A 23424-nucleotide genomic window follows, 5' to 3' on the forward strand; every position below is an offset into this window, starting at 1 on the left:
TATGTTATGAAAAACCCCTGCCAGAAACACCCATCTGGCAGGGGTTTTTGGTAGAGCAAAGACGCCGCCTGTTCACTCATAGCGTCCGACAGGCCGGTTAGAACAGGATGTCATTCATGGTGTTAGTTTTTCTTAAGGAGAGATAACCACAGTCACTACGGCTGCTTCATGATTTTTTTCAACGCTTCAGTCATGTCGTCGGCGCTCAGATTTGCGTCAACCGTGCCAACGTAGCGAGTGTCCGGGTTCATCACCACAAAGCGGGGGGACATCTGCATCGCATAAGTCCATTCCGGATCAGGACGTTTTTCAACGGTAGTATGATATTCCTTTGCCAGATCTTCCAGCGGGCCGGGGGCGGCTGTGCCCGCCACAACGCGCGGACTGATGCTCTGGCCATACAGGCGCAGGCGTTCGGCATCATCACGGTCCGGATCAAGGCTGACAAAAATAATAACGGCCTTCCGCTTGCCGGGGTCCACCCTGTCCAGTGCGGCGGACATATTGGTCAGCGCCGGGGTGCAGGCATCTTCCGCGCAATGGGTTGCGCCAAATAGCACCACCATCCAGCGCCCACGGAAGGTCTGATCTGTCATAGTGCCGGTGGTGGAGTCCATCAGGCGGAAGGAACCGCCGACTTCATTGCCATAAGTGTTCAGTGTCGGGCCATAATGCAGGGCAACCCGAGTGCCCACATAGCTTGCCACGCCCGCCACAGCCAGAATGCCTGCGGCAATCACCGCAAATCGTTTTTCCTTCGGGGTCATAACTTAATGTGCCTCTGCCCAGTTTTCGCCAATTCCTGTCTCAACTACCAGCGGCACAGATAGTGTCGCCGCTGCTTCCATCACCGTGCGCACCAGAGCGGCCACGGCGTCTGCTTGCTCCGCATCGGCTTCAAACAGCAATTCGTCATGCACTTGGAGCAGCATCCGGGCGGAAAGCCCGGCCTCCTTCAGCGCATTTGGCAGCTTGACCATGGCACGTTTGATAATATCCGCCGCCCCACCTTGCAGAGGTGCGTTAATGGCCTGTCGTTCCGCATACTGCCTTCGGACGGCGCTTTTTTCATGAATTCCGGGCACATAGCAGCGCCGTCCGAAGGGGGTTAGCACATAGCCAGTCGCACGGGCCTGCTCGCGCATGCGTTCCATGTAATCCCCGATTCCGGGATAGCGGGCAAAATAGGCGTCAATATAAGCTCTGGCTTCTCCTGCGGGAATGCCAAGCTGTCGCCCCAGCCCAAAAGCGGAAATGCCATAAATAATCCCGAAGTTGATGGCTTTGGCCCGGCGGCGTGTCAGGCTGTCCATCTCTTCCAGCTGGATGTTGAACACTTCGGACGCTGTGCGGGCATGAATATCCTGTCCCAACGCAAAAGCCTCACGCAGGGCCGGGATGTTAGCGACGTCAGCCAGCAGACGCAGTTCAATCTGGGAATAATCCGCAGAAATCAGTTTCTTGCCCGGTGGTGCGATAAAGGCCTGCCGGATGCGTCCGCCTTCTTCCGTACGAATGGGGATGTTCTGCAAATTCGGGTCATTAGAGGAAAGCCGCCCGGTGGTGGTAATGGCCATCTGGAAGGATGTATGGACCCGGTCATCCGTTGTGGCCTGACGCAGCAGAGCATCCGTATAAGTGCTTTTCAGTTTGGCAAGTTGCCGCCACGCCAGCACGCGGGCGGGCAGGTCATGCCCTTGGTCAGCCAGTTCCTGCAACACGGAGGAATCTGTGCTCCACGCTCCAGCTTTGCCGCGCTTGCCGCCTTTCAGGCCCATTTCATCAAACAGGATTTCACCAAGCTGACGGGGTGAGCCAACATTGAACTCGCGCCCGGCGGCTTCATGGATTTCCTTTTCCATGACACCCATGCGGCTTGCAAAATCTTCTGATAAACGACCGAGTTCAGCGCGATTGATCGCAATTCCGGCCTTTTCCATGCTGGCCAGAACCGGGGAGAGGGGGCGTTCAAGCTGTTCATACAGTGCCAGCGCCTGATTTGTGCGTAGGGCGGGGTGCAGCACGTACCACAACCGCAACGTGACATCTGCATCTTCCGCCGCATAGGGCGTGGCACGCGCCACCGGCACCTGCGTGAACGGAACGCGGTTGCGTCCGGTGCCGGTCACGCTGTCATAGCTGATGGGTGTATGGCCCAGATGCAGGGTGGAGAGTTCATCCATCCCCTGCCCATGCTGTCCGGCGGATTGCGCGTAGGATATCAGCATGGTGTCATCCACCGGGCCGATGGTCGTAAAATCCAGCCCGGCATGGTCAAACACCAGCAGGTCAAACTTGGCGTTCTGGAAAATTTTGAGAACTGTGGTGTCTGTCAGTAGCGGACGCAGAATATCCAACGCGGCGGCAGCCTGGAGCTGTTCGCCTGCCGGTTCTTCCAGCGTGCCTTCATGCCGCAGGGGAATGTAGCAGGCTTTGCCGGGAGCAGTTGCCAGAGAGATGCCAACCATGTTGGCGGAAAGAGGGTCCAGCCCGTCTGTTTCCGTATCGACTGCGCACAGACCCGCTTCCTGCGCGGCCGTCACCCATATCTGGAGGTCTTCAGCCGTGCGCACGGTATCATACGGACCATAGGGGGTAGCAAGAGAGGCCGCTGCGGCGGCGGACTGACCGGCTTCCGCAGGCGGTGCGTCTGGTCCGGCGGATGGGGCAGCCCCGTTTACGGAGGCATGGGCGGTCGCACGGGCGGAGCGGTGAGCATGTGCGCCGTCTGGGTGCCCAACACCCAGACGGGTCAGCACAGAGCGGAATCCCATGCTTTCCAGCCAGTCCGCTACAACCAGCTTGTCCAACTCCCGTACGCCCAGTTCTTCCACAGGCATGGGCAGCGGCACGTCCCGCGCCAGTTCCACCAGTTTGCGTGAGACCCGTGCGGCCTCAGCATGTTCAATCAGCATATCGCGCCGCTTGGATTTTTTCATCTCCGGGGCAGCGGCGAGAACGGCTTCTAATGTGCCGTATTCATTGACAAGGGCAGACGCGGTTTTGGGGCCGATACCGGGCACACCGGGCACGTTATCGGTGGGGTCTCCCATCAGCGCCTGTACGTCCACCACTTTATCAGGGGTGACACCAAATTTGGCTTCCACTTCCGGCGTGCTGATGGCGGTCTGTTTGATGGGCTCCAGCATACACACGCCGGGGCCGATCAACTGCATCAGGTCCTTATCGGATGAGACAATGGTGCACGTGCCGCCCATTTCCCGCACCGTCGTGGCGTAGGAGGCAATCAGGTCATCCGCTTCCCATCCTGCCAGTTCAATGGCAGGTACATTGAAGGCGCGGGTTGCATCCCTGATCAGCGCAAACTGCGGGCGCAGGTCTTCCGGCGGTTCGGGCCGGTGGGCTTTGTATTGTGGGTAAATTTCCGTCCGGAAAGTTTGTCGGCCAGCGTCAAAAATAACAGCCAGATGCGTTCCCACATGCTCGCGCAAAAGGCGGGCCAGCATGTTTGTAAACCCGTACACGGCGTTAACGGGCACACCGTCCGGGTTGGTCATGGGTGGTAGGGCATGAAAGGCGCGGAAAATAAAGCCGCTGCCATCTACCAGTACCAAGTGGGGCGTATCTTTTGTGGTCATGAAACTCTTGCAGGGCTGGGCCGGAAAAGGGTGAGACGGAGAGTAGGTCTGGGCATATGCGCCCCTTCTCTGTCTGTCTAGCATAGAGGGGCGGGTAAGGGGGCTGCAAGGCAAACGCTCCGCCTGATCTATTTACGGGTTTGAAGTCTGCTGCCGGGCTTTATGAAATATGCAGCGTATGAATAACTTATAGTTTCAAATCAGCGACAAAAGAACGAGCTGGGTCTGTTTACACAACTATATTCGTACGAATATAGAGTGGGATACCGGCCTGTAAAGGCTGGATGAATTTCGGGTTTGTTGAAAAATAGACAGCCTGCCTGTCCGGTCTTTCACAGTTTGATGAGGTGCGTTCTTTTTCTCCAAAAAGGTAATTTTTGAAAATTATCGCAAAAATTTGAAATTTTTATAATCCGTTTTGGACCAGTGTGAGCCAGCGTTCTGGCCGGATATGTCGGAGCGGCAGTATTCAGGGGCGTCTTATGCAAAGAAACCGGATTGGAAACGTTATTTTTCATAGCAGGCACAGAGGCAAACATCCTCTCCCTGTTCTGCAGGAGAAAACAGTAACAGAGGCCTGCTGGCCGATACGCTGGCAGGCACTGTTTGCCCCAGTCATGACTATTTTTGCGGTGCTGTTTTCCACCCAGAATAGCCGGGCACAAACGTCCACGGCGTCCCCCTCCCTAGCAGCCGTGCCCCGAAACACGCCGCGTGTCACGCTAAACCCCGTCACAGCGCAGCCTGTCACGCCCGCGCATGGCAGCACGCCACAGGCGTCTGACGAGGCGGACGCCGAGACTGACCCTCTGGACAAGATTTTTGATGATAAGCGCACACTTGGCACCAGTGGTCTGAGTTCTCTGGAAGGTTCCAGTGGGGGCGGCATTGCAAGCTGGGCGACTATTGGTGGCTACGGCAGCAAGAAGAGTCTCGGCATGGCGTTTCACTACAGCTATGTCAGCCTGACAAATTATACCGACCAGAATGTAGGCGCGATTCTGGGGTTTTATGATCGCGTGGAAATTTCCTATTCTCATAACTTCTTCCGCACCGGCTCTACAGGCAGCAAGTTGGGGATTGGGCATGGCTACCAGTTTGATCTGGATACTGGTGGTATCAAAGTGCGGTTGTTTGGGCATGTTCTGGACAAAACCCTTTTACCGCAGGTGGCTGTGGGGGCCATGTACAAGCATGATGGTGATGCAAAAGTCATTCACGAAGTAGGGTCCAAACATACGGACGGCGCGGATGTTTATATTGCCGCCACCAAGCTGTTTCCCAAACTCGGACTGCTGGTGGATACCACCATGCGCCTGACCAAGGGCAACCAGTGGGGTATCCTTGGTTTTGGTGGCGACCGGAACGACAATTACTATCCGCAGTTTGAAGGATCACTCGGCTATCTACCGTCCTTCATTCCGGGTCTGGTTGTGGGCGTGGAATATCGCACCAAGCCGCGCAACCAGAATTTTACGCCGGAAAGTAACTGGTTCGATGTTTATGCCAGCTATTTTGTTAACAAGCACCTGAATATCACGGCGGCTTATGTCTCTTTGGGCACAATCGCCACCTACCGAAATCAGACAGGTGCTTACGTCTCACTCCAGACGGGGTTTTAAAAGCAGCGTCTCTCCCGGCGACCGGAGATGCTCTCAGGTCCGCCGGAAGGTGAATGCGGATGCGGCAAAAGCAGAGGCGGAGGGTTATTGCCCCACCGTGCCTGCAACCAGTCCCGGTGTCAGGATTTGCGGCAGCACGACTTCAGGCCCGGTGGCGGGAACGTAGAGGTAAAACGGCACGCCATCCCGCCCATGCGCTTTCAGAAACGCGCTGATAGCCGGGTCATGATTGGTCCAGTCCCCGCGCAGCACGGTCACGCCATGGGCTGCAAACGCTGCCTGCGTGCTGGGAATATCCAGCGCCACGCGTTCATTGACAAGGCAGGTGATGCACCACGCGGCTGTCATATCCATAAAAACGGGCTTACCTGCGGCATGCAATTCTTTCAGGCGTGCTTCGGAAAACGGTTCCGTGCCTTTCGGCAGGCCGGAGTTCAGGCCACCTCCCGTGGCGGGTGCTGCACTCTGGTGGCGCAGGGCTGGCACCAGCGCGAGCGCGCCCAGTAGCCCCAGCAGAGCCAGCCCATGCAGGGCGGTGCTTGTGCGGGTATGGCCCTGCTGAATCAGCTTGACCTGCGCCACCCCGTAAATCCACGCCGCAAAGCTGAGCAGCACCAGTCCGGTTGCCAGAAACAGCACAACGGATGCTCCGCCTTCCAGTGCTGCCACCCACAGCAGCCACACGCAGGACCCCAACAGCGGGAAGGCCAGAAACTGGCGCAGATACTGCATCCATGCGCCCGGCTTGGGCAGGCGGGCAGCCAGCCCCGGCACGGTGGTCAGCAACAGATACGGGGCGGCAAGACCCAGCCCCATGGCGGCAAAAACAATCAGCCCCATAGCAGGCGGGCCGGACAGTGCTCCGGCAATGGCAACGCCCATAAAGGGTGCCGTGCAGGGGGTTGCCACCACAACGGCCAGAACTCCAGTTACAACATCATGCCAGTGGCCATGCGCGTGGTTGCTGAGGGAACTACCCGCTGTCACCGGCATAAACTCAAATATGCCCAGCAGGTTGAGCGCCATGGCAAAGAGCAGCCACGTTACCAGCGTTACAAACAAGGGTGACTGAAACTGAAAACCCCAGTCCGCCGCAGCACCTGCCATCCGCAGACCCATCATGGCGCCGCCCAGCGCAAGGAATGTCACCATGACACCCAGACTGTAGCAGGCTGCACTCGTCACCTGCGTGCGGCGCTCGGCGTTACCCAGCCGTGCGAGAGAAAGCGCCTTCATCGCCAGAATGGGGAACACGCATGGCATGAGGTTCAGGATCATCCCGCCCAGAAAGGCAAACGCCACCTGCTGTAAAAATCCTGTCTGTGTCAGCGTACTGGTCAGCGAGGGCGTTCCTGCTGCCTCACCAGTGGACGCGGCACCGACTACCGGCTGAGCGATAAGAGATAAGGCGCGCTCGCTTCCCGCAGCATCTTTCAGCACCAGCAGGCCGTTCAGCTTTTGCGTGGCGGCAAAATCCGGCAGGCGTTTGAGGTGCAGGGTCACAGTCCCGTCCTGCACGGCAAAGCCCTGCGGCGCGGCCTGATCGATCAATCCCGGCTGGTCAGGCATAAACCATGCATCCTGCACGGATCGCCCCGAAAGCTCCGCGCCCTTGATGCTCAGCGTCCCATCGGTCGAGACTGTGGTCGTGTAAGGGGAGGGTACGGGGGAGGCCTCTTCCGCCGCAGCAAACAGGGGCGCTTCCGCGGAGGGACGTGCCGGGCCGGGGTGCAGTGTCACTGTCAGGTCAGCGTCTTCCGGCACGCACACATTTTCACACACCAGCCAGCTTGCATGCGCTTTGAGTGTGGTGGGGCCGGAAGACGCGGTGCCTGATTGGTGCAGGGTCAGCACCATCGGCAGTACAACGTCCCCCGTATAGGCATAGGACATCAGGGACGCATCCGGAATGCGATGCGGGGTAGGCCATTGGATGTTTGTAGTTTTCCCGCTCAGAGCGCCCTCGGCAGTCACGGTCACATCCGGCGCCTCGCCAGCGTCACCGGGGTTACGCCAGTATGTGTGCCAGCCATTCTGGAGCTTCAGACGCAGCGCGACATGCAGCGGGGCTCGCCCGTCCGTTGTGTCTGTATCGGTAATCAGGGTCGCGACACTGTGTCCCGTGGTGGAAACCGGCGCACTCTCCGCAGCGTTCGCAGGCTGCCACCCACCCACGAGATCAGCCCCGCTCAGGGCCGCCCCGGCCGCAAACAGCAGAGCCAACCCCCATAGACTACGCGCCACCCGCCGCGTCAGCTTGCGCGAAGTAGGCGAGGGCAGGGTGCTGGAGACAACAGGAAGAGAAGAAAGAAGGGACATAGAGGATCTCAGACAAAAAGGGCAAAAAGGCTGCGCGAGGGTGTGTATCATAGCATGGCCTGCTCAAGCGGCAGAAGAAACCTGTGGAGCGCGGTCAGGTCGGCGGTCAGAATAGACTTGTCAGAATTTGTCTCCGGGGCTGCGTCAGAATATTATGCACGGCAGAAAAACGTGGCCAGCACGCTGGCACACACAGGGGTGGGCCAAAACAGATGGGCTTTTTCAAAACGTTACTCCGGCGGAAAGCCACTGTGCCGGCCAAGGCCTCTGCCTGCGTCTCTGTAGACGCTTCTCGCAGTGCGTCTGGGAATGCTGGAGCCGTCAGCCTGAAAGACATCGCAGCAAGCGTAACCGTTCTGGAAACTGTTCCGGCTGTACCAGTCAGTCTGGTCAATGGGGGTAAACTCGGAGCGGATGAAACCTCCGTTTTTAAAGGCTGGGTGTCTGATCCCGCGACCTTTCATCTGTATGACTTGCGGGACGTCGTGCTGGACCGTTCTCTGATGGTGTTCCTCAAGGACGGAAAGCCCGTGCTCGAAACGGCTTACGTGCAAGACCCCGCCGCCGTCGCCGCGCTGGAAGTCCGACCGCAGGACCTCATAACCGTGCCGGATGACACCTCTCCCGCCGCTATCTGCTGTGACCATTGGGACAGCAATTATTACCACTGGCTTTCTCACACGCTGCCCACCCTGCATGCCCTGCGCATCACTAAGCATCAGAACGCACGCCTTATGTTGCCCCCCCATATGCGCGCTTGGCAGGCTGATACATTGGCCCTGTCCGGGTTTGATGTCACACAGGGTTTGCCACTCGAAAACGGCAAACAATATGCGTTCAGCCGCGTGCTTTATGCGGACTATGTGCGCGGTGCGGGCGATTTCTCGGTCTCGCCGTTGTCTCGCGCGGCCTATGAATCTCTTGCCGCAACGCAGCCCTCTACTGGCCCTAGAGACCTGCGTATTTTTATTGAACGCGGTCCGGCTAGCAATCGTAGAATCCCGAATGAAGCGGAATTGACAGCGGCTTTGCAGGCACGGGGTTTCCTGTGTGTCAGGGCGGAAAACTTTTCGGCGGCAGAGCAGATCCAGCTTTTCAAACGGGCCAGACTGGTGGTGGGTCAACTTGGGTCTGGCATGGCCAATTGTGTGTGGTGCCAGCCGGGGACTGTGATGTTTGAACTTGTAGCCGAACATCACCAGAATCCCTGCAATCTGCTTATGGGCATGCAGGCTGGGCTACTCTACTGGGGTAAGCTGATGCCCACCGGCCAGCAGACGGATGACCACATAGCGCAATCTGAAAAACCTCTTGATATCGCTTCTGTTCTACGGGAACTTGATCAGATAGAACCGTATCTCCCGCCTGTCTGATCCGCTCGTTCAGGAGCGTTTGGCCCACTCCGCCAGCATGTCCACCACGGCCTGACCAGACATACGGCGGGCGTCTCCAAGCGCCAGCGTTTCATCCGCATTCAGCACTTTGCCTTCAGGAGTTACAATCAACGCAACCGGAATAGCTTTGATGGTAATGCCAAACTTCTTGGCAATATCCATGTTTTTGTTAAAATGATCGACATTGACGGACACAACAGAAAATGTCTGTTCAATCCAAGGGCTGACGGAAGGATGCGTGAGCACACCGGCCAGCACACGGCAGTCCGGGCACCAGTTGGCACCAAAATCAATCAGAACTTTTCGGCCCGTTTTGCGGGCCTCGGCAAAGGCGGCATCCACCGCAGCCTGCGCACCTTCGGGTTCTGCATAAGGATGGGCGACGGCGGTGATCGGGGCGGACCCAATCTGCGGCACAGGCAGCGTTGCCGCGCCAGACGCAGTGCTTTGCGCTGCGGCGGGCTGTGTCACACCCGCAGCAGAGGCAGTCAGAACTGTTGCAAGCAGCAGGGTGCGGAAAAAAGCGGTGGAACGCATGCAGACTAATCCTTGCTAGAGGTCAGGCGACTTCCCGGCCAGAAGACGCGCCCCAAGGCGCGTGCCTGCTTGCCGAATGCTTGAAGGATTATCTATTGGGACGGCAGAACAAATGTCAATCAGATACGTGTAAAAATAATTCCACAAAAAATAACGTTAATAAAGAATGCGCCTCAACGGATGCCTCAGTGCCCATCCGCGTCCGCCGCACCGGGCTGCAAAACAAACAGGCGCGAGCAGTAAGGGCACACAGTCTGATGCCCCCCAATGGCCAGCCAGACTTTAGGGTGACCTAGCGCCCCCAGCCCGCCATCACACGTGACTTTACGGTGGTCGACAACAATTGTTTCAACATGCCCGAGCCGGGGGCGAGGAATAGGGTTGGCGGCTTGAAGAAGCATAAAAGCGCATCCTTGTGTTGGCTGTGGGCGCTAGGTCCGCAAAGCACGTCATGCGGGCAGGCGGGAGCAGCCCCGACTGGCGCAGGTCTTTGAGGAATGATAGCGGGTTGAAATGCGCTTTTCCATGCTTTCCTCCATCCCATCCGCGTGAGCCAGATGCTTTGGTCTTTGTCCCGCAGGCCTTTGTCAGGCGCGCTCAGAACGATACGCACCGCATTTTCCGCCGCATGCGGGCTGCTAGCACTTTCCGCGTGCACCACCACCATGCCGCCTGTGCCCACGCCACCGGCCCGCTTCGCGCAACTCGGGCGGCTCGTGCCACCGCAGCGGTTCTTCACGTTGTCCGATGGAGCAAAAATTCCGGCCCGTGTCTGGCAGCCCGCGGGGCAACCGCGCGCCATTATTCTGGCGCTGCACGGATTTAATGACAGCCGGGATGCGTGGGAGGCTCAGGCTCCTTCTTTCAGTGCCCAACAGATTATGGTGGTGGCCCCCGACCAGCGCGGTTTTGGGCAGGCCCCTCAACGGGGTAGCTGGGCAGGCACCGCACGGATGGTGAAGGATGTGCGGGAGGAAGTGGCGCAACTTCAGCAGGCCTACCCGCAGACGCCACTTTATCTTGCCGGTGAAAGTATGGGCGGTGCCATCCTGATGCTGCTTATGGCGCAACCGGATGCCCCGCATGTGGCGGGTACGCTCCTGCTTGCTCCTGCTGTGTGGAACTTTGGCTGGGCGACCGGCCTGCCCCTGAGGGTTCTGGCGCATCTGTTTCCCAACACTCTTGTCACTGGGCGGGAACTGCCCGTGCATGTGGTGGCGAGTGATAATATAATGGCGCTTGCCCGCCTGTATTATGACCCGCTAACCCTGCGCGCCACGCGCCTTCAAGCGCTTCAGGGTCTTGTCGAGTTAATGAAGCAGGCCGCAAAGGCGGCTCCCTCTCTGCACGGGCCAGTCCTGTGCGTGTATGGGGACCATGACCAACTTGTACCTCCCACCGCCATGGTGCCTGTGTGGCAGGCCATGCCCGCAACGGTACGGCGTGATCTCATTCCAGGCGGCCACCATCTGCTATTGCGGGACAGGCAGGGAGCACGTGTGCAGCAGGATATGCTGAACTGGATAAACACACCGCAAACATGGTTACCCTCTGGCGGAGACAGCGCCGCAGCAGCATGGTTGGCAACCGGGGTTGGAGCAGAAAGTGCTGAAAAACAGGATGTTCCCCTGCCAGTTTTGCCTGCGATGCTTGAGCAGTTCGTCTTGGGCAGATCACAATGAAATATTGTCTGAGCCCATTTATAAAAAAATCACTTCAATAAATATAATAAACAGAAACAAACTGGAAAAATCTTTGAGAAAGCGGATGATAGGGCTTATGTTTTTTAGAGTATTCTCAAAAGAAACCTTAACTTACCTTCTCCTTTTAAAAAGACAACTCCAAGAAAGAAAAAGCTGACTATGCTGCGGTTTAAGGAGGGCGTAGCATCGAGCTCACCTTATGAGAGCTGTACATGAAGAAGCCGCAATCGACTACGTGAGAACGCTCGAATTCTTTCTTGCGACAAAAGAACACTTTATCATTATACTATCAAAACACTCTATCCACCGCTTACTCGGCCTTGTTCGCCATCATGTCCTTCGTCCATCAAGGGTGCTTCATGTTTTTTCGTTCTGTGCTTCTGGCTTGCGCTATTCTTCCTCTCGCCGTTCAGACCAGTCTGGCGCAAACACCAGATGAAGTGAAAACAGCGAATATTTTCAAAAGCCTTCAATCTGATCCTTCACGTCTTGCCCTTTTCCTGCGTCAGTTTCCCAAGGGCGCTGATCTGCATAATCACATGGTGGGGGCCATTTACGCGGAAAGCTATCTGAAATGGGCCGCGCAGGATGGAGCGTGTGTTGCGCTGGAAAGTGGTCAGATTCTATCACATGGCTGCACGGGGCATACTAAAGGTGAACTTCCAGCAGCGGACCTCTCTACAAACCCGGACGCGGAAAACAGCATGATTGATGCACTTTCCATGCGCGATTTTGTCCCGACCGCGACTGATCGTTCTGGTCACGACCACTTCTTTGCAACCTTCAACCGCTTTTTCGCGGCTACGCAAAAACACGCTGGAGATAGTCTGGCAGAGGTCAAAGACCGTGCAGCTCTGGATCATGTGCAGTATGTCGAACTGATGATTTCGCCCGGTCTGGGGAGCCTGATCGGGGCAGGGATGAAGCATCCGCTGAACGGCGAGGATTATACACAGGCCATGCAGGCACTTAAACCAATGCTGCCGGAACTGGTAGGCATTATCCGGCGTGAAACGGATGCAATGGAGCAGCAGGCCCAGAATGTTCTGCACTGCGGAACGCCTCAGGCCCATGCTGGCTGTGGTGTGAAAGTCCGATATTTATACCAGACTATTCGTACATTTCAGCCATCAGTCGTCTTCGCGCAGCTTTATGCCGGGTATGATGTGGTGCGGACGGACGCACGCTTTGTCGGCGTCAACATCGTCGCCCCAGAAGATAACGAGATCGCCATGCGTGATTATGACCAGCATATGCGCATGTTTCAGGCGCTCAATGCGGTCTACCCGGAGGTTAAACTCAGCCTGCATGCGGGTGAACTCACGCCCGGCCTTGTCCCGCCAGAGGGGTTGACCCATCATATCCGCTCTGCGGTAGAAATCGCACAGGCACGGCGCATCGGGCATGGTATTGATATTGTATGGGAACAGGACGCTACTGGTCTGCTGACAGAAATGGCGCAGAAAAAAATCATGGTTGAAATCAACCTGACCAGTAATGATGTAATTCTGAATGTAAAAGGAAAATCACATCCGTTCGCACTTTACAGACGCGCGGGAGTGCCAGTTGCCCTCTCGACGGATGATGAAGGCGTGTCCCGAGGTGACCTCACGCAAGAATATCTGCGCGCAGCAACAACATGGCCGCTGACCTATCAAGATATGAAAAATTTGTCACGTAATGGTCTGACCTACTCCTTCATTCCGGGGGCAAGCCTCTGGAATGATGGACATCTCGTAACGGCCTGTCAGGATATGAAAAGCCAAGCCTGTCAGAATTTTGCTGCTCAAAGTGAAAAAGCTCGTGTTCAAATTGAACTTGAAAAGAACTTTAATAAGTTTGAAGGAAAAATCTCTTCTAATTCAGGAATAAATGCATCGCCTTTTTTGTAAAATAAAAATGTTATAAGAGATTTTTTCTATTTTTCATGAAGGGTTGTGTCTATTAATCTCATTTTTATTCTCTATTTATTGGATGTGTATTGAAGGCATAAAAGTGTGCGGTCAGTATTTCTCGTTTTTCAAGAGGTTGTGAGTGCCTTCAGACTGCTATCTGGTTCTGTCATATTTCTTTAACAAACAAAAAAATATGGAACTGTTACATAGCCGCCTTGTTTTATGCGGAGCGGGAAAATGCTGGCGGATCAGGAGCGAGGCTATTGGCTCGCAAAGCATATCGTTCCCAACGAGCACCTGATAAGAACGTGGCTCACGCGTTTTTCTGATATTGAAGCAGATGATATTATTCAGGAAGGATATGTCATCATTTCTGAAGCAGATGTCGGTAAAATTTTTAATCCGATTGGGTATTTCCATACAATTTGTCGTAATCTTGTTTTAAGGCACTACAGAAAAGCTCAGGTTGTCAGTGTTACGGCGATCGCAGACATTTTAAATGATACGCTGGTTGACCAAACGCCATCAATCGAAGACACGATTGATGCAAGAGCAGAGTTACGGTTTCTTGATCAGATTATTCAGGAACTTCCCGATACATGCCGCAAGGTATTTATTTACAGGAAAATAAAAGACTACCCGCAAAAAGAATGTGCCAGAAAATTAGGAATTTCTGAAAATAGCGTTGAAAAACAATTAGCTCGTGCTTTAACGCTTATTGCCAGATCCTACGGACAGCGGGATAGTGACCAACGTAAGAAGGTAGGGCTGGTTCGTGGCAACAGAAAATTCTCCTGATCATGTTGCCGCGCAATGGATGGTCCGAATTGATCGCAACGCACTGACGCAGCAAGAGCAGCAGGCTCTCACAACGTGGGTTGATGCCGATATCCGGCATAAAGGAGCTTTTTTAAGGGCTCAGGCTATCTGGCAAGCAACAAACAAAGCCAAAGCCTTGCAGACGCCTTATTTCGCTCGGCCTGTATCTATACCTGTGTATCAAGCAACGCGCTTACCGTCGCGTCGGCTTTTCTTTGGCTCTGCTGTTGCCGCGGCCTCTTTCAGTCTGCTTGTTATTGCGAGCAAAACGGGTGAGGCCAGCACGCAGTACACAACACAGAAAAATATCCTTCATTGCCGTCAGGCACCGGGAAGAGAGCTTATTCTTGACTGCTATACTCAGGTTGATCAGTACCCAGAATTCACCAGAATGGTTTATGGCCGGTGCTTGGTGGCAGGAGCGCAGCGGACTGTAAAAACGAGCAGGCTAAGGTTCGTCATACATGGAAGTTTGCTCCTGTATAAAGACGGAAATTATGAAAGCGGTATTGTGCTTGAAGGGCATGCCTCCGTGAAAGGGCAGCGAAATTCCGAATATAAAATCTTATCAGCCGGAGAGCAGATTACACGTAACCAGACGGGACAAATTCATTTCAGTTATCTGGATACAGAAACACTTACTCGTTTGAGTGCATGGACTAAGGGGCAGGTTTCTCTGGATACGCAGACAATCTCTGAGGCATCTGATATTTTTAACCGTTACAACCAAAAGCAGCTTGTACCCTCTTTTCGACTGGCCGATTACCGGCTATCGGGCATGTTTGATTTGAAAAGGCCTGATGTATTCGCACTTGCTGTTAAAGCTGTTCTGGGTGGAGAAATACGTGAGGACGGACAACATATTTATATAGAATAAAGTGATGTGAAATTTGAATAATAATTAGAAAAGATTACGTTTATAATAAAAGGCATAACCATCGGCTTGTGTGTAAAATGGAGGGTTTTAAACACCTCTTGGTTTTACGGTGTGTCGTCCAGTTAAACGGGATGCTGGCTGAAGCGAACTGGACGGCTGCGAGGAAGGCAGATTCCAGTTTATCATAGCGGGCTGTGATGGCGCGGAACTGTTTGGGTTGGAGTGATCGAAGAACAGTTGATTGATGCGCATGGGCATTAATCCTCTCCAAAAACAGAAAGTGGCGTATATTATAGACGATATTGGCCAGACCGATCCTCATGGTGGCTCGAGTGGTGCCTACGGTTCGGACAACGAGCCCCGTCTGCGTTCTGATCAGCAAAGATATGTTCAACACGTGATCGGATAACTGATTTTGCAGCATTCGACTACTCGATATGGCGGGGCATAGGGTTGAGATGTGGCTTTCCCCTGTGGACCTTCGAGACAAAGCCCTGCTTTTCCATGATGTCTTCGTTGGCTTTTGAGCGATAGACTGTGCCTGCCCAAACCGTTGAGGTAGTATGATTTTTATCCAGGAAACTCTCCCGCAGCATGGCGAGATCTGTCATGAGCATACCTCCATTTTCCTGTCGCTTGGCCTTGGTAAACTTCAACGTCCAGCGCACATGAAGGTCTTTGCGAGACAGCTTTTCTGGTCTGTCCTACCAGTCTTGTGGGATGCGTCCTTGCCGAATATCTGCCTTCTCAGCGCTTGTGTTGCGCTGCTTGGGAACTACCCACCAATGTCGCGCCCAGAACATGGCCTGACATTGACAGATAACCCGTTGCGCAGGGTCGCGTCAAACTGGTCAAATAACCTTTCAATTGTACCCGCATGGGCCAGATGTTTTTGACATAGTCAAATTATTTTAGCATCGGACAAATTGTTCAGCGTTTGGATCGTCAGGATCTTGAACATTAGAGCGTTTTCCATGCTGAATGAATCATTAGGGATTCCCAAAGTGGTTGTGATCTGATTCAAGATGAGAGCCGGAATGGAGGCTGGTTGTGGATGTCATCACGCACATTGTCTCTGGATCTTCGCGAACGTGTTGTCGCTGCTGTATTGGATGGTCTGTCGCGTCGTCAGGCGGCTGCACGGTTTGGCGTCAGTCCTGCGAGTGCGGTTCGCTGGTGCGCTCTTTCTGCCACGACCGGCAGCGCTGCCGCCAGACCGCGTGGCGGGGATCGTCTGTCTCACCGGATCGAGGCGCAGGCGGGGCGTATCCATGCGCTGATTGCCGGGAAAGATGACCTGACCTTGGCGAGAATCCGTGCCCATCTGGCTGATGACGGACATCACTTTGCCATTGGCACACTCTGGCGTTTTTCGCCCGTCATAAGCTTACATGGAAAAAAGACCGCTCACGCGGCGGAACAGGAGCGGCCGGACATCCTGACACGACGTCAGGACTGTTCGATACCCAGCCCGATCTGCGGCCATGCGACATTATCATCATGGATAATCTCAGCTCTCACAAAGGCCCCGGCGTGCAGGCCGCCATCGAAGCGGCAGGAGCGACCGTGCGCTATCTCCTCCCCTACAGCCCGGACTGCAATCCAATCGAGAAGGCCTTCTCCAAACTCAAAGCCTAACTCCGTGAAGCCGCAGAACGCACACGCGGCGCCCTGTGGGACAGGATCGGTACACTGATCAATTCGGTCTCACCAGAAAAATTCTAAAACTTCTTTACAGTTTCTGGATATGAGCCAGATTGAGAGGAAAATGCTCTAATCTCAAGCCAGAAACCGCGACAAATTTTACAAGAGGTGCGTTAATAAAGCCGACAAGCTGGCTGAACTTCAGCTTTGACTATTATTACATCAAAAAATCGAATTATATTGCAGCCAATCCGGTTAGCACGACGGATGTCGCGGAAGCCTATCTTGCCAATCAACCGCTTCCTGCAGGGGTGAGTGTAACGCCAGATATTCCGGATACTCAAAACCCGAATGCTCCTGTGCGTCCTGCTTTGATTAACTTGGGCTACATCAACACGAATAAAGTTGAAACAGACGGCGTCGATTTTTCGGTGAGTGCAAACCATCGTTTACCGGGGCGCTGCATGACGTGCGCTGGATCAGCACGGAGCGTGCAACTTATGTAAGGCGCTTTAACCTCGCTACTCCAGATGGTCAGGTGCAACATTATGCGGGTACCATTGGTCCTTATCGTGCGGTTTCCGCTTCAGGAACACCACGCTGGCGCGCCAACTGGTCCAACACATTTATTTATAAAGATCTGTCCGTTACACCCACGGTATAGTATACAAGTGGTTACAAAGCTTTGGCGGAGGATCAGACAGGTCCGGGCACCCGCAAGGATTGCACAAGCTTTGCCGCCATCCAGCGATCTTATACGCCCAGCCAGTGCCATGTTAGAAGCTTCTGGGATGTGGGCCTAAATGTGAACTATCGTATTAACGAACATTGGAACGTTTACGCCAGTGTTTACAATCTGCTTGGCTTTAAATCGCCCTATGACTTCGCAACATATGGCTCTTATCTTTATAACTCAGCGTGGTCTCAGAAAGGGATCGTGCTGCGGTCATTCCACTTTGGTGTCAATACTCGTTTCTAAAAGCCGCAACATCTTGAGCAGGAGTCAGTTTTAATAAAAATTCCGTCTTCTCTTCCTTCACGCTTTGACGATGTGGAAACAGTAAGAAAATGTCAGGCTGGGCTAACAGCCCGCCGCATAAAGAAAAGGGGGATACAAGATCCCCCTTTTTTATTACCGCATAATAAATTGCTGTACCGCTACCATCAGCCCAAGGCAGATGGTCAAGAACAGGCTATGTTTGAAAGTGCGGGCCAGCACGACACCTTCCTGCCCTTTGAGTGCTGTGACAGAAACGCCGGTGGTGATGTTCTGCGGGGAAATCATTTTTCCCATCACACCGCCCGCAGAGTTAGCAGACGCAAACACGACAGGGTCCAGTGAAAGCTGATGGGCTGCAGCGACCTGCAGGTTGCCGAACAGCGCGTTGCCGGATGTGTCGCTGCCGGTCAGGAAGACGGCAATCCAGCCAAGGAATACGGACACGAAGGGGAACAGAACGCCCGTGGAGGCTACGGCGTAACCCAGCGTGTAGGTCATACCGGAATAGTTCATCAGGAAGGCTAGACCAATGGTCAGTGCAACAGTCACCACAGCCAGCCAACCCTGCCGTGCGGTTGTAACCAGTGCCGCCCAGATTTTACGGGGGGCAAGGCGGGTAAACAGAGCCGTCAGCAAGGCGGAAGTCAGAATAGCGGTGCCGGTACCCAGCGGCTCAAAGTTCCATACGGCAGCATAGGACTTCTGATACAGGGAGATGAATACTTGATGGTCTAGTCCCGGCCATTTGATGGGGGTCGCACCAATTTTGGCAATATGGAGGGAATCCCACACGATCACCACTAGCACGACTGTGATCCACGGAATCCAGCCCTGCCAGTGCGGGCCATGCCAGTCACCTTCCTTGCGTGCAGGCTGCTGTAGAAAGTGTGCGTCAATAGCGTAGGCGGGGTCCGTCACAGGTTTCCAGACTTTCAAAAAGAGAATGGTCGCCAGAAGAGAGACGCAGGAAGAGAGAACGTTGGTCAGGCTGTAGGTAATCCAGCTTGAAGCCACAACTAGTGTCAGCGCGAAGCTGCCGCTGGATACCACCAGTACCGGCCAGATTTGCCGGAGTGTGGACCAGCCTGCATACAGCACCATAACGTAAAACGGGATAAAGAACGCAAAAGGCGCAATCTGGTGGCCAATGGTCGCCCCCAGCGTATCAGCAGGCAGGCCCGTGATGGACGCCAGAACGGTGATCGGGATACCAAGCCCACCAAAGGCTACCGGAGCGGAGTTGAAAATCAGCACATAGGTCAGGGCTTCCAGTGCGGGGAAGCCGAGCATAATCAGTAGGGCGCTGGTAATAGCGACCGGGGTGCCAAAGCCTGCCACGCCTTCCAGTGCGGCGCTGAAGCAGAAGCCCAGAACAACCAGCATAATCCGTCGGTCATTGGGCAGATGGGTAATAATCCACTGGCGGAAGGCATCAAACCGTCCGCTTTCCTTGGCGATGTTGAAGAGAAATAGCGCGGTCAGCGCAATCCACATCACAGGCAGGAAAGAGAAAATAACGCCGTTACTGATACTGGCGACGGCCAGAGAGACTGGCAGCCCCCACACGAAAAGAGCCATAATCACGCCTACAGTCAGACCACCAAGCGTGGCCTGCCATGCGGGTCTTCTCAGCACACCCATCAGGATTAGCGTGGTGAGAATAGGGGTGGCGGCGAGAAGAAAAGAAAGAACCAGCGAGTGACCTGCGGGCACGAGAGGCTGTATAAACATGATCGTCTCTTTAGACAGGATTGATCCCTAAAACGGGTAGGTCTTATGCGTAACGTGCAACCCTATCAGATGCTGACTCACGTTTCAGTGTAAACTGTGAAGGACCTATCTTTCAGGGGGGTATGAAGGCGGAGAAGAGCCATTTTCATCAAAATGACATAATAGTAATCTTAACGTCCTTCTCCCTGTTGCTCGGGGTAGACAGACAGTTTTCCCGATTGAGACGGACGTAAAACAGGCGCGCGGCATAGGCAGGACAGGACCGGGGCGCGCATGGATAAGGGGCAGATTGTGCGGACTCGAACACTGAAAGCACATTCATTTTGCGTGTTGGCAACAGCACTCGGACTTGGCACTGGTGGTTTTCTGCCCGCGGCGGCCGGATCCTATCATGCTGTGTATGACCCTAATGCCGCGTATGATCCGGACGCTATTTACGATATGGGCACCGTGCAGACCACGCATCCGGCCTATCGTGCTCCCGGTCCGGCGGAAGACCCGTGGGGGCCATATATCCGTCAGGCGGCAACGCGTTTTTCCATTCCTGACACATGGATCCGGGCTGTTATGCAGCAGGAATCCGGTGGTAAACAGTATCTTAATGGCGGTCTGACAACATCCGGCGCCGGGGCGATGGGGTTAATGCAACTTATGCCTGCAACCTATGCGGATATGCAGAGCCAGTACGGTCTGGGTGGGGATCCTTACAATCCGAAAGACAATATTCAGGCGGGAGCGGCCTATATCCGCCTGATGTATGATCGCTACGGCGCACCGGGCTTTCTGGCGGCCTATAATGCCGGGCCAGACCGGGTTGATGATTATTTGAACAATGGCCGTCATCTACCGGATGAAACTGTAAACTATGTCGCGGCCATTACCCCGCATCTGGGTGGCGGGGTGGCTGTGCGTGGCAAATGGGCTCCCGTGCCGATCCGCAGCAGCACGACGCAACTGGCGTCTTCTGATGCCTTTTATGCCAAAGCCGATCTCTCCCGCACGGCGGATGGTTGCCTGAGAGACCCTGATGCCGCGTATGATCCATCCGCTCCTTGCTTGATGGACCGCGATATTCCGCACCCTGACCCTGTGCCAGACGTGGCCCGTGCCACACAGATGGCGTCTGGATCGTCTTCCGACGCACCTACCGCGCCCGTTCAGACAACATCGGCAACCCCAGTTATGTCGCCCGCCCTGATTACGCAGGCCCCCATTACGCAGGCCAGCCTGCCGCCAGTCCGTGTTCAGCAAGCGTCCTTTTCGACAGCTCCGGCTGCGCGCGTGCAAAGCGCGGTTTACACAGCACCGGTTTCCTCTTCACCGCATGTGTTAAGGTTGCCTACCACCTACGTCTCGTCTGGTGGTGGGAGGCGGGCTCCGGTACTGTCTTCTGCTGCTGCAACGCGGCCCGTGCCGGTAGGGCGTGTCGGGAAAGGGAGCACCGTTCAAGTGGGTGCGTTTGCGTCTTATGCGGAGGCACGCCATGCCGCGGAAAGCGTGACGCGTCTTCTTGCGTCCCGCTCCATGCAGACAACGCCGACGGTGCAATCTATTTCAGTTTCCGGAAAAGCGATGTATCGGGCGCAGCTTGTCGCGAGTGGGGGCTCAGCGGCATCTGGCGTGTGTCAGGTTCTGCATGCCCGTTCCATGCCGTGTATTCCTGTACGCAACAGCTAACAGGCATACACGGCCTTATGGGGCTATAAGGTTTTATTTCGCCAGATCATCTGGGTTGTTTTTGTGGTAAGAGGCTGTCAGCGCAGCGAGAGTTTCCGTATTGGGTTCTCCAAGCGGCATCTGGTAAAGCGTTTTACCGTAACGGCGGGATAGAAGCCCCCACACAGCCTTGCCATCTTCAGAAAACACAATATCCAACTGATGATCACCGCAATCATGCGGTTTACATAAATGCCCGACCAGATAGCTTTTGCCATCCAGCTTTAGCGTTTCAGCCGGGACAGATACTGCCGTTGCTTTAGCAACCCAGTCGGGCAGCTTTGTCATGCTCTGATAAGCATGGCGGTATTTTACTGTGTTGGCCAGATCCGCCGTGGTCTGTGTGCTTTGAGCAAAAGCCGGTGTTGCAAGGCAAAAAGCGAGTGCCAGAAGAGGAAATTTTTTCATTTTTTATTGCTCCTGTTCAAAAAGCCGGAAAAGAATGGCCGTGCCAGTATAAACCCGTTAGACTTAAACACAGAGTCTAAAATACAGATGTATAAAACCTGATGAACACATATACGGGATTAATGGATTTTCTGAACGCGCTGAATCAGCGTGCAAAACGTACGTTTGATGCTGTGCGTTCTGGGCCATGTTGGCAGGTACGGTCAGACGTGACCATTCCTGCTCTTCGTTATGCTGCTTTGCTGATGCTGGTGAAAGATGAAGCTGATATTATCGGGTTGAATTTGCGACACCATTATCGGTTAGGTTTTCGTCGTTTCTTTATTCTTGATAACAACAGTTCGGATGGCACAGCGCGGGAAATTGAGCTTTTTAGGAAAGATGCGCCTCAGGCAGATATTTTTTATGCGCAGGACTATCAGCAAGCCTATTATCAGGCTGCAAAAATGCAGGCTCTCCAACAGTTTGTAGAAATCTATCTGCGGCACGATGCCAATCCACCAGACTGGATATTTTTTGTCGATGCGGATGAATTTATTACCTGCTGCCATACCGGACCCAAGCCGGAAGAAGATTTTTCCAGAATGCTGGCAGACCCAGAGGCAAGGCTCCTCATGTTCCATTGGGCGCAGGCGGCCTTGGTAACAAGCGCGCCGCCTTATCGGCTGACGGAGTTCGGTCCCACTCTGGCGGAAACGGAGTGCGTCGTCTGGCCTAAAATGCGGGAGGAAGTCACGAAAGTGGCGCTCCGGACCGGATGCGGGCTGACAACGGGGCAGGGTAATCATTTTGTAGAGCAGGCGGAGAAAGTGCTGGACCATACCCGCCTGATGATGGATGCCGGGTTCTGCATAGTGCATTTTCCGCAGCGCTCCATAGAGCAAATTAAGAGAAAACTTCTGAACGGCATGAATGCTTTGCAAACAAGTGCCTTACCGTCAGAAATGGGTAAGCACTGGCGCGAGCAGTATGCTCAGTATCAGCAAGAAGGCACCGGTGCGTTGCGCTCTTTGCTCATGCGCCATCTGGCGCTGTGTCTGGTTTCGGATAAGGATATTTAAGCCACTCCGTCACAGCGTTGCCTAAAAGACTGCATGTAGAGCATCTGGCAGAATGTGAAAGCTGCCAGAAATTCTGATTGAGGCAAAGCGATGTGGCACTCTGCACTGCATCCTGAAAAGACTCAAGCAGAGTGCTAGATTTTCAGAGAATGTGTCAGAAGACGAAAAGAAAACTGCTTTATCATTGTAAGGCAGAATATCGTTGGCTTTTAAGCCCATTATTCCCAGAAGACATCCGAGAATTTAAAATGCTTCAAATTTAAAAAGGGAAGTGGTGCACCCGAAGAGACTCGAACTCCTAACCCCCAGATTCGTAGTCTGGTGCTCTATCCAGTTGAGCTACGGGTGCGCCTTGACGCGGTGTTTAGCCGAGGGAGCGGGGGGTGGCAACCCCCAAAATTCACATGAGGTGATTTTTTTAATCATTCCCCATAAAATTCTTCCAAGCCCGACCTTCGGGGCGCTTGAGGGTTACATGCGCACGACATTCTGGGGTGCCGTAAACACCTTCAAACGTATCGCCCACCGGATGGGCTTCAAACACCATGGGGAGTTTTTGGTGGTGCGCGTCATCCAGAATGAGCTGTGCATGGTAATGTTGTGTCTTCTTATCCGGAATGCCACGCAGCACCAGAGCGCCCATTTCCGGCGTGAAGGTCATACGTTTAGGCAGAATCTGCATGAGGGAGACGGTATGCACCGGGCAGTTATGGCCTTTTTCGGCAACCAGCGTGCCAATCCAGTCTCCATACGGGTCATCTGCCGCAGGGCCTGCCGCGCCGCAGAACAGGGCCAGAAGAGCCACACCGACGACAGGCAGAACACGCAGCCGCTGATGCAGGCGCTTGCCGGGCAGAAGAGAGAGAAGTGGCATGAATACGCTCCTGTCTAAAAGAATATCTGGCGTCGGATGACCCAGCCTTAGGGTCTCACCTGCGCCACACCTTGAGAAAATGATGTCGTGGAGAGTCTTATTATAGGGTGACGTCCGCGTTGCACCGTTTTATATGCGCTCTTTAGCATATAGCCGCCCCGTTCCGGCGTTTGCCCGGTGGTGGCTGTTCGTCGTTTAGTAAGCCGCTCAGGCGCTGACCAGAAA

Annotated in this window: 17 protein-coding genes, 1 tRNA gene and 3 pseudogenes; 10 read left to right on the top strand and 11 right to left on the bottom strand. The window is 54.4% G+C overall.

Annotation, left to right across the window (positions count from 1 at the left end):
• Nucleotides 1-155 precede the first annotated feature (155 nt).
• Complete coding sequence (locus tag AD949_RS04530) at nt 156-767, bottom strand: SCO family protein (protein WP_048835685.1); 612 nt, start codon at nt 765-767, stop codon at nt 156-158.
• A 3-nt stretch (nt 768-770) separates the two neighbouring features.
• The gene (gene polA / locus AD949_RS04535; RefSeq protein ID WP_048835684.1) at nt 771-3599 is read right to left on the bottom strand and encodes a DNA polymerase I; all 2829 of its coding nucleotides are present in this window, start codon (nt 3597-3599) and stop codon (nt 771-773) included.
• 617 nt (nt 3600-4216) lie between these two features.
• Here polA and AD949_RS04540 point away from each other — a divergent pair.
• Nucleotides 4217-5221 (top strand): DUF3034 family protein, encoded by a 1005-nt coding sequence (locus AD949_RS04540; RefSeq protein WP_082064693.1) that lies wholly within the window; start codon nt 4217-4219, stop codon nt 5219-5221.
• Nucleotides 5222-5305: 84 nt separating this feature from the next.
• Here AD949_RS04540 and AD949_RS04545 read toward each other — a convergent pair whose 3' ends face one another.
• Nucleotides 5306-7540: a protein-disulfide reductase DsbD family protein gene (locus AD949_RS04545; protein ID WP_082064688.1), complete on the bottom strand. Its 2235-nt coding sequence runs from the start codon at nt 7538-7540 to the stop codon at nt 5306-5308.
• 251 nt (nt 7541-7791) lie between these two features.
• Here AD949_RS04545 and AD949_RS04550 point away from each other — a divergent pair, with 251 nt between their 5' ends.
• Nucleotides 7792-8913, top strand: a complete 1122-nt coding sequence (locus AD949_RS04550) for a glycosyltransferase family 61 protein (protein ID WP_158319951.1) — start codon at nt 7792-7794, stop codon at nt 8911-8913.
• A 9-nt stretch (nt 8914-8922) separates the two neighbouring features.
• On the opposite strand, the gene AD949_RS04555 is transcribed toward AD949_RS04550, so the two are convergent.
• On the bottom strand, nt 8923-9471 hold the full coding sequence (locus AD949_RS04555; RefSeq protein WP_052944551.1) for a thioredoxin family protein: 549 nt from the start codon (nt 9469-9471) through the stop codon (nt 8923-8925).
• A gap of 185 nt (nt 9472-9656) precedes the next feature.
• On the bottom strand, nt 9657-9872 hold the full coding sequence (locus AD949_RS04560) for a zinc-finger domain-containing protein (protein WP_048835682.1): 216 nt from the start codon (nt 9870-9872) through the stop codon (nt 9657-9659).
• Between the two features lie 156 nt (nt 9873-10028).
• On the opposite strand from AD949_RS04560, the gene AD949_RS04565 reads away from it, so the two are divergent.
• From AD949_RS04565 to AD949_RS04580, 4 genes are all read left to right on the top strand, one after another.
• The gene (locus tag AD949_RS04565; RefSeq protein ID WP_082064687.1) at nt 10029-11153 is read left to right on the top strand and encodes an alpha/beta fold hydrolase; all 1125 of its coding nucleotides are present in this window, start codon (nt 10029-10031) and stop codon (nt 11151-11153) included.
• 380 nt (nt 11154-11533) lie between these two features.
• A complete protein-coding gene (locus AD949_RS04570) occupies nt 11534-13066 on the top strand; it encodes an adenosine deaminase family protein (protein WP_048835680.1) in 1533 nt (510 codons plus the stop codon).
• A gap of 240 nt (nt 13067-13306) precedes the next feature.
• Entirely contained in the window at nt 13307-13867 is a 561-nt protein-coding gene (locus AD949_RS04575) for an RNA polymerase sigma factor (RefSeq protein ID WP_158319950.1), read from the top strand.
• On the top strand, nt 13845-14765 hold the full coding sequence (locus tag AD949_RS04580) for a DUF4880 domain-containing protein (RefSeq protein WP_048835678.1): 921 nt from the start codon (nt 13845-13847) through the stop codon (nt 14763-14765). The genes AD949_RS04575 and AD949_RS04580 overlap by 23 nt, the downstream gene beginning before the upstream one ends.
• 247 nt (nt 14766-15012) lie before the next feature.
• Here AD949_RS04580 and AD949_RS14775 read toward each other — a convergent pair.
• Together AD949_RS14775 and AD949_RS14780 are read right to left on the bottom strand one after the other, a co-directional pair.
• Nucleotides 15013-15358 (bottom strand): annotated as a pseudogene (locus tag AD949_RS14775) (IS5/IS1182 family transposase); the annotation flags it as partial.
• A 3-nt stretch (nt 15359-15361) separates the two neighbouring features.
• Nucleotides 15362-15729: pseudogene (locus AD949_RS14780) on the bottom strand (IS5/IS1182 family transposase); the annotation flags it as partial.
• A gap of 90 nt (nt 15730-15819) precedes the next feature.
• Between AD949_RS14780 and AD949_RS13700 the strand changes: the two are divergent.
• Nucleotides 15820-16490: pseudogene (locus AD949_RS13700) on the top strand (transposase).
• Nucleotides 16491-16522: 32 nt separating this feature from the next.
• A complete protein-coding gene (locus tag AD949_RS14505) occupies nt 16523-16915 on the top strand; it encodes a TonB-dependent receptor domain-containing protein (RefSeq protein WP_244463329.1) in 393 nt (130 codons plus the stop codon).
• 626 nt (nt 16916-17541) lie between these two features.
• On the opposite strand, the gene AD949_RS04600 is transcribed toward AD949_RS14505, so the two are convergent.
• On the bottom strand, nt 17542-19140 hold the full coding sequence (locus tag AD949_RS04600) for an L-lactate permease (RefSeq protein WP_048835578.1): 1599 nt from the start codon (nt 19138-19140) through the stop codon (nt 17542-17544).
• A 273-nt stretch (nt 19141-19413) separates the two neighbouring features.
• Between AD949_RS04600 and AD949_RS04605 the strand changes: the two genes are divergently transcribed.
• Nucleotides 19414-20817, top strand: coding sequence for a lytic transglycosylase domain-containing protein (locus tag AD949_RS04605; RefSeq protein WP_082064668.1), 1404 nt, complete (start codon nt 19414-19416; stop codon nt 20815-20817).
• Nucleotides 20818-20850: 33 nt separating this feature from the next.
• Here the strand turns inward: AD949_RS04605 and AD949_RS04610 are convergent, their stop codons facing one another.
• Nucleotides 20851-21264 carry an Ivy family c-type lysozyme inhibitor gene (locus AD949_RS04610; protein WP_048835577.1) on the bottom strand — a complete coding sequence of 138 codons (414 nt, stop codon included), beginning with the start codon at nt 21262-21264 and terminating at the stop codon, nt 20851-20853.
• Between the two features lie 101 nt (nt 21265-21365).
• Between AD949_RS04610 and AD949_RS04615 the strand changes: the two genes are divergently transcribed.
• The gene (locus AD949_RS04615; RefSeq protein WP_082064667.1) at nt 21366-22325 is read left to right on the top strand and encodes a glycosyltransferase family 2 protein; all 960 of its coding nucleotides are present in this window, start codon (nt 21366-21368) and stop codon (nt 22323-22325) included.
• 272 nt (nt 22326-22597) lie between these two features.
• Here the strand turns inward: AD949_RS04615 and AD949_RS04620 are convergent.
• A tRNA-Arg gene (locus AD949_RS04620) sits at nt 22598-22674 on the bottom strand.
• Between the two features lie 69 nt (nt 22675-22743).
• On the bottom strand, nt 22744-23199 hold the full coding sequence (locus tag AD949_RS04625) for a hypothetical protein (protein ID WP_244463328.1): 456 nt from the start codon (nt 23197-23199) through the stop codon (nt 22744-22746).
• Nucleotides 23200-23424 lie beyond the last annotated feature (225 nt).

It is taken from the genome of Acetobacter orleanensis (assembly GCF_001581005.1).
Lineage (GTDB): Bacteria > Pseudomonadota > Alphaproteobacteria > Acetobacterales > Acetobacteraceae > Acetobacter > Acetobacter orleanensis.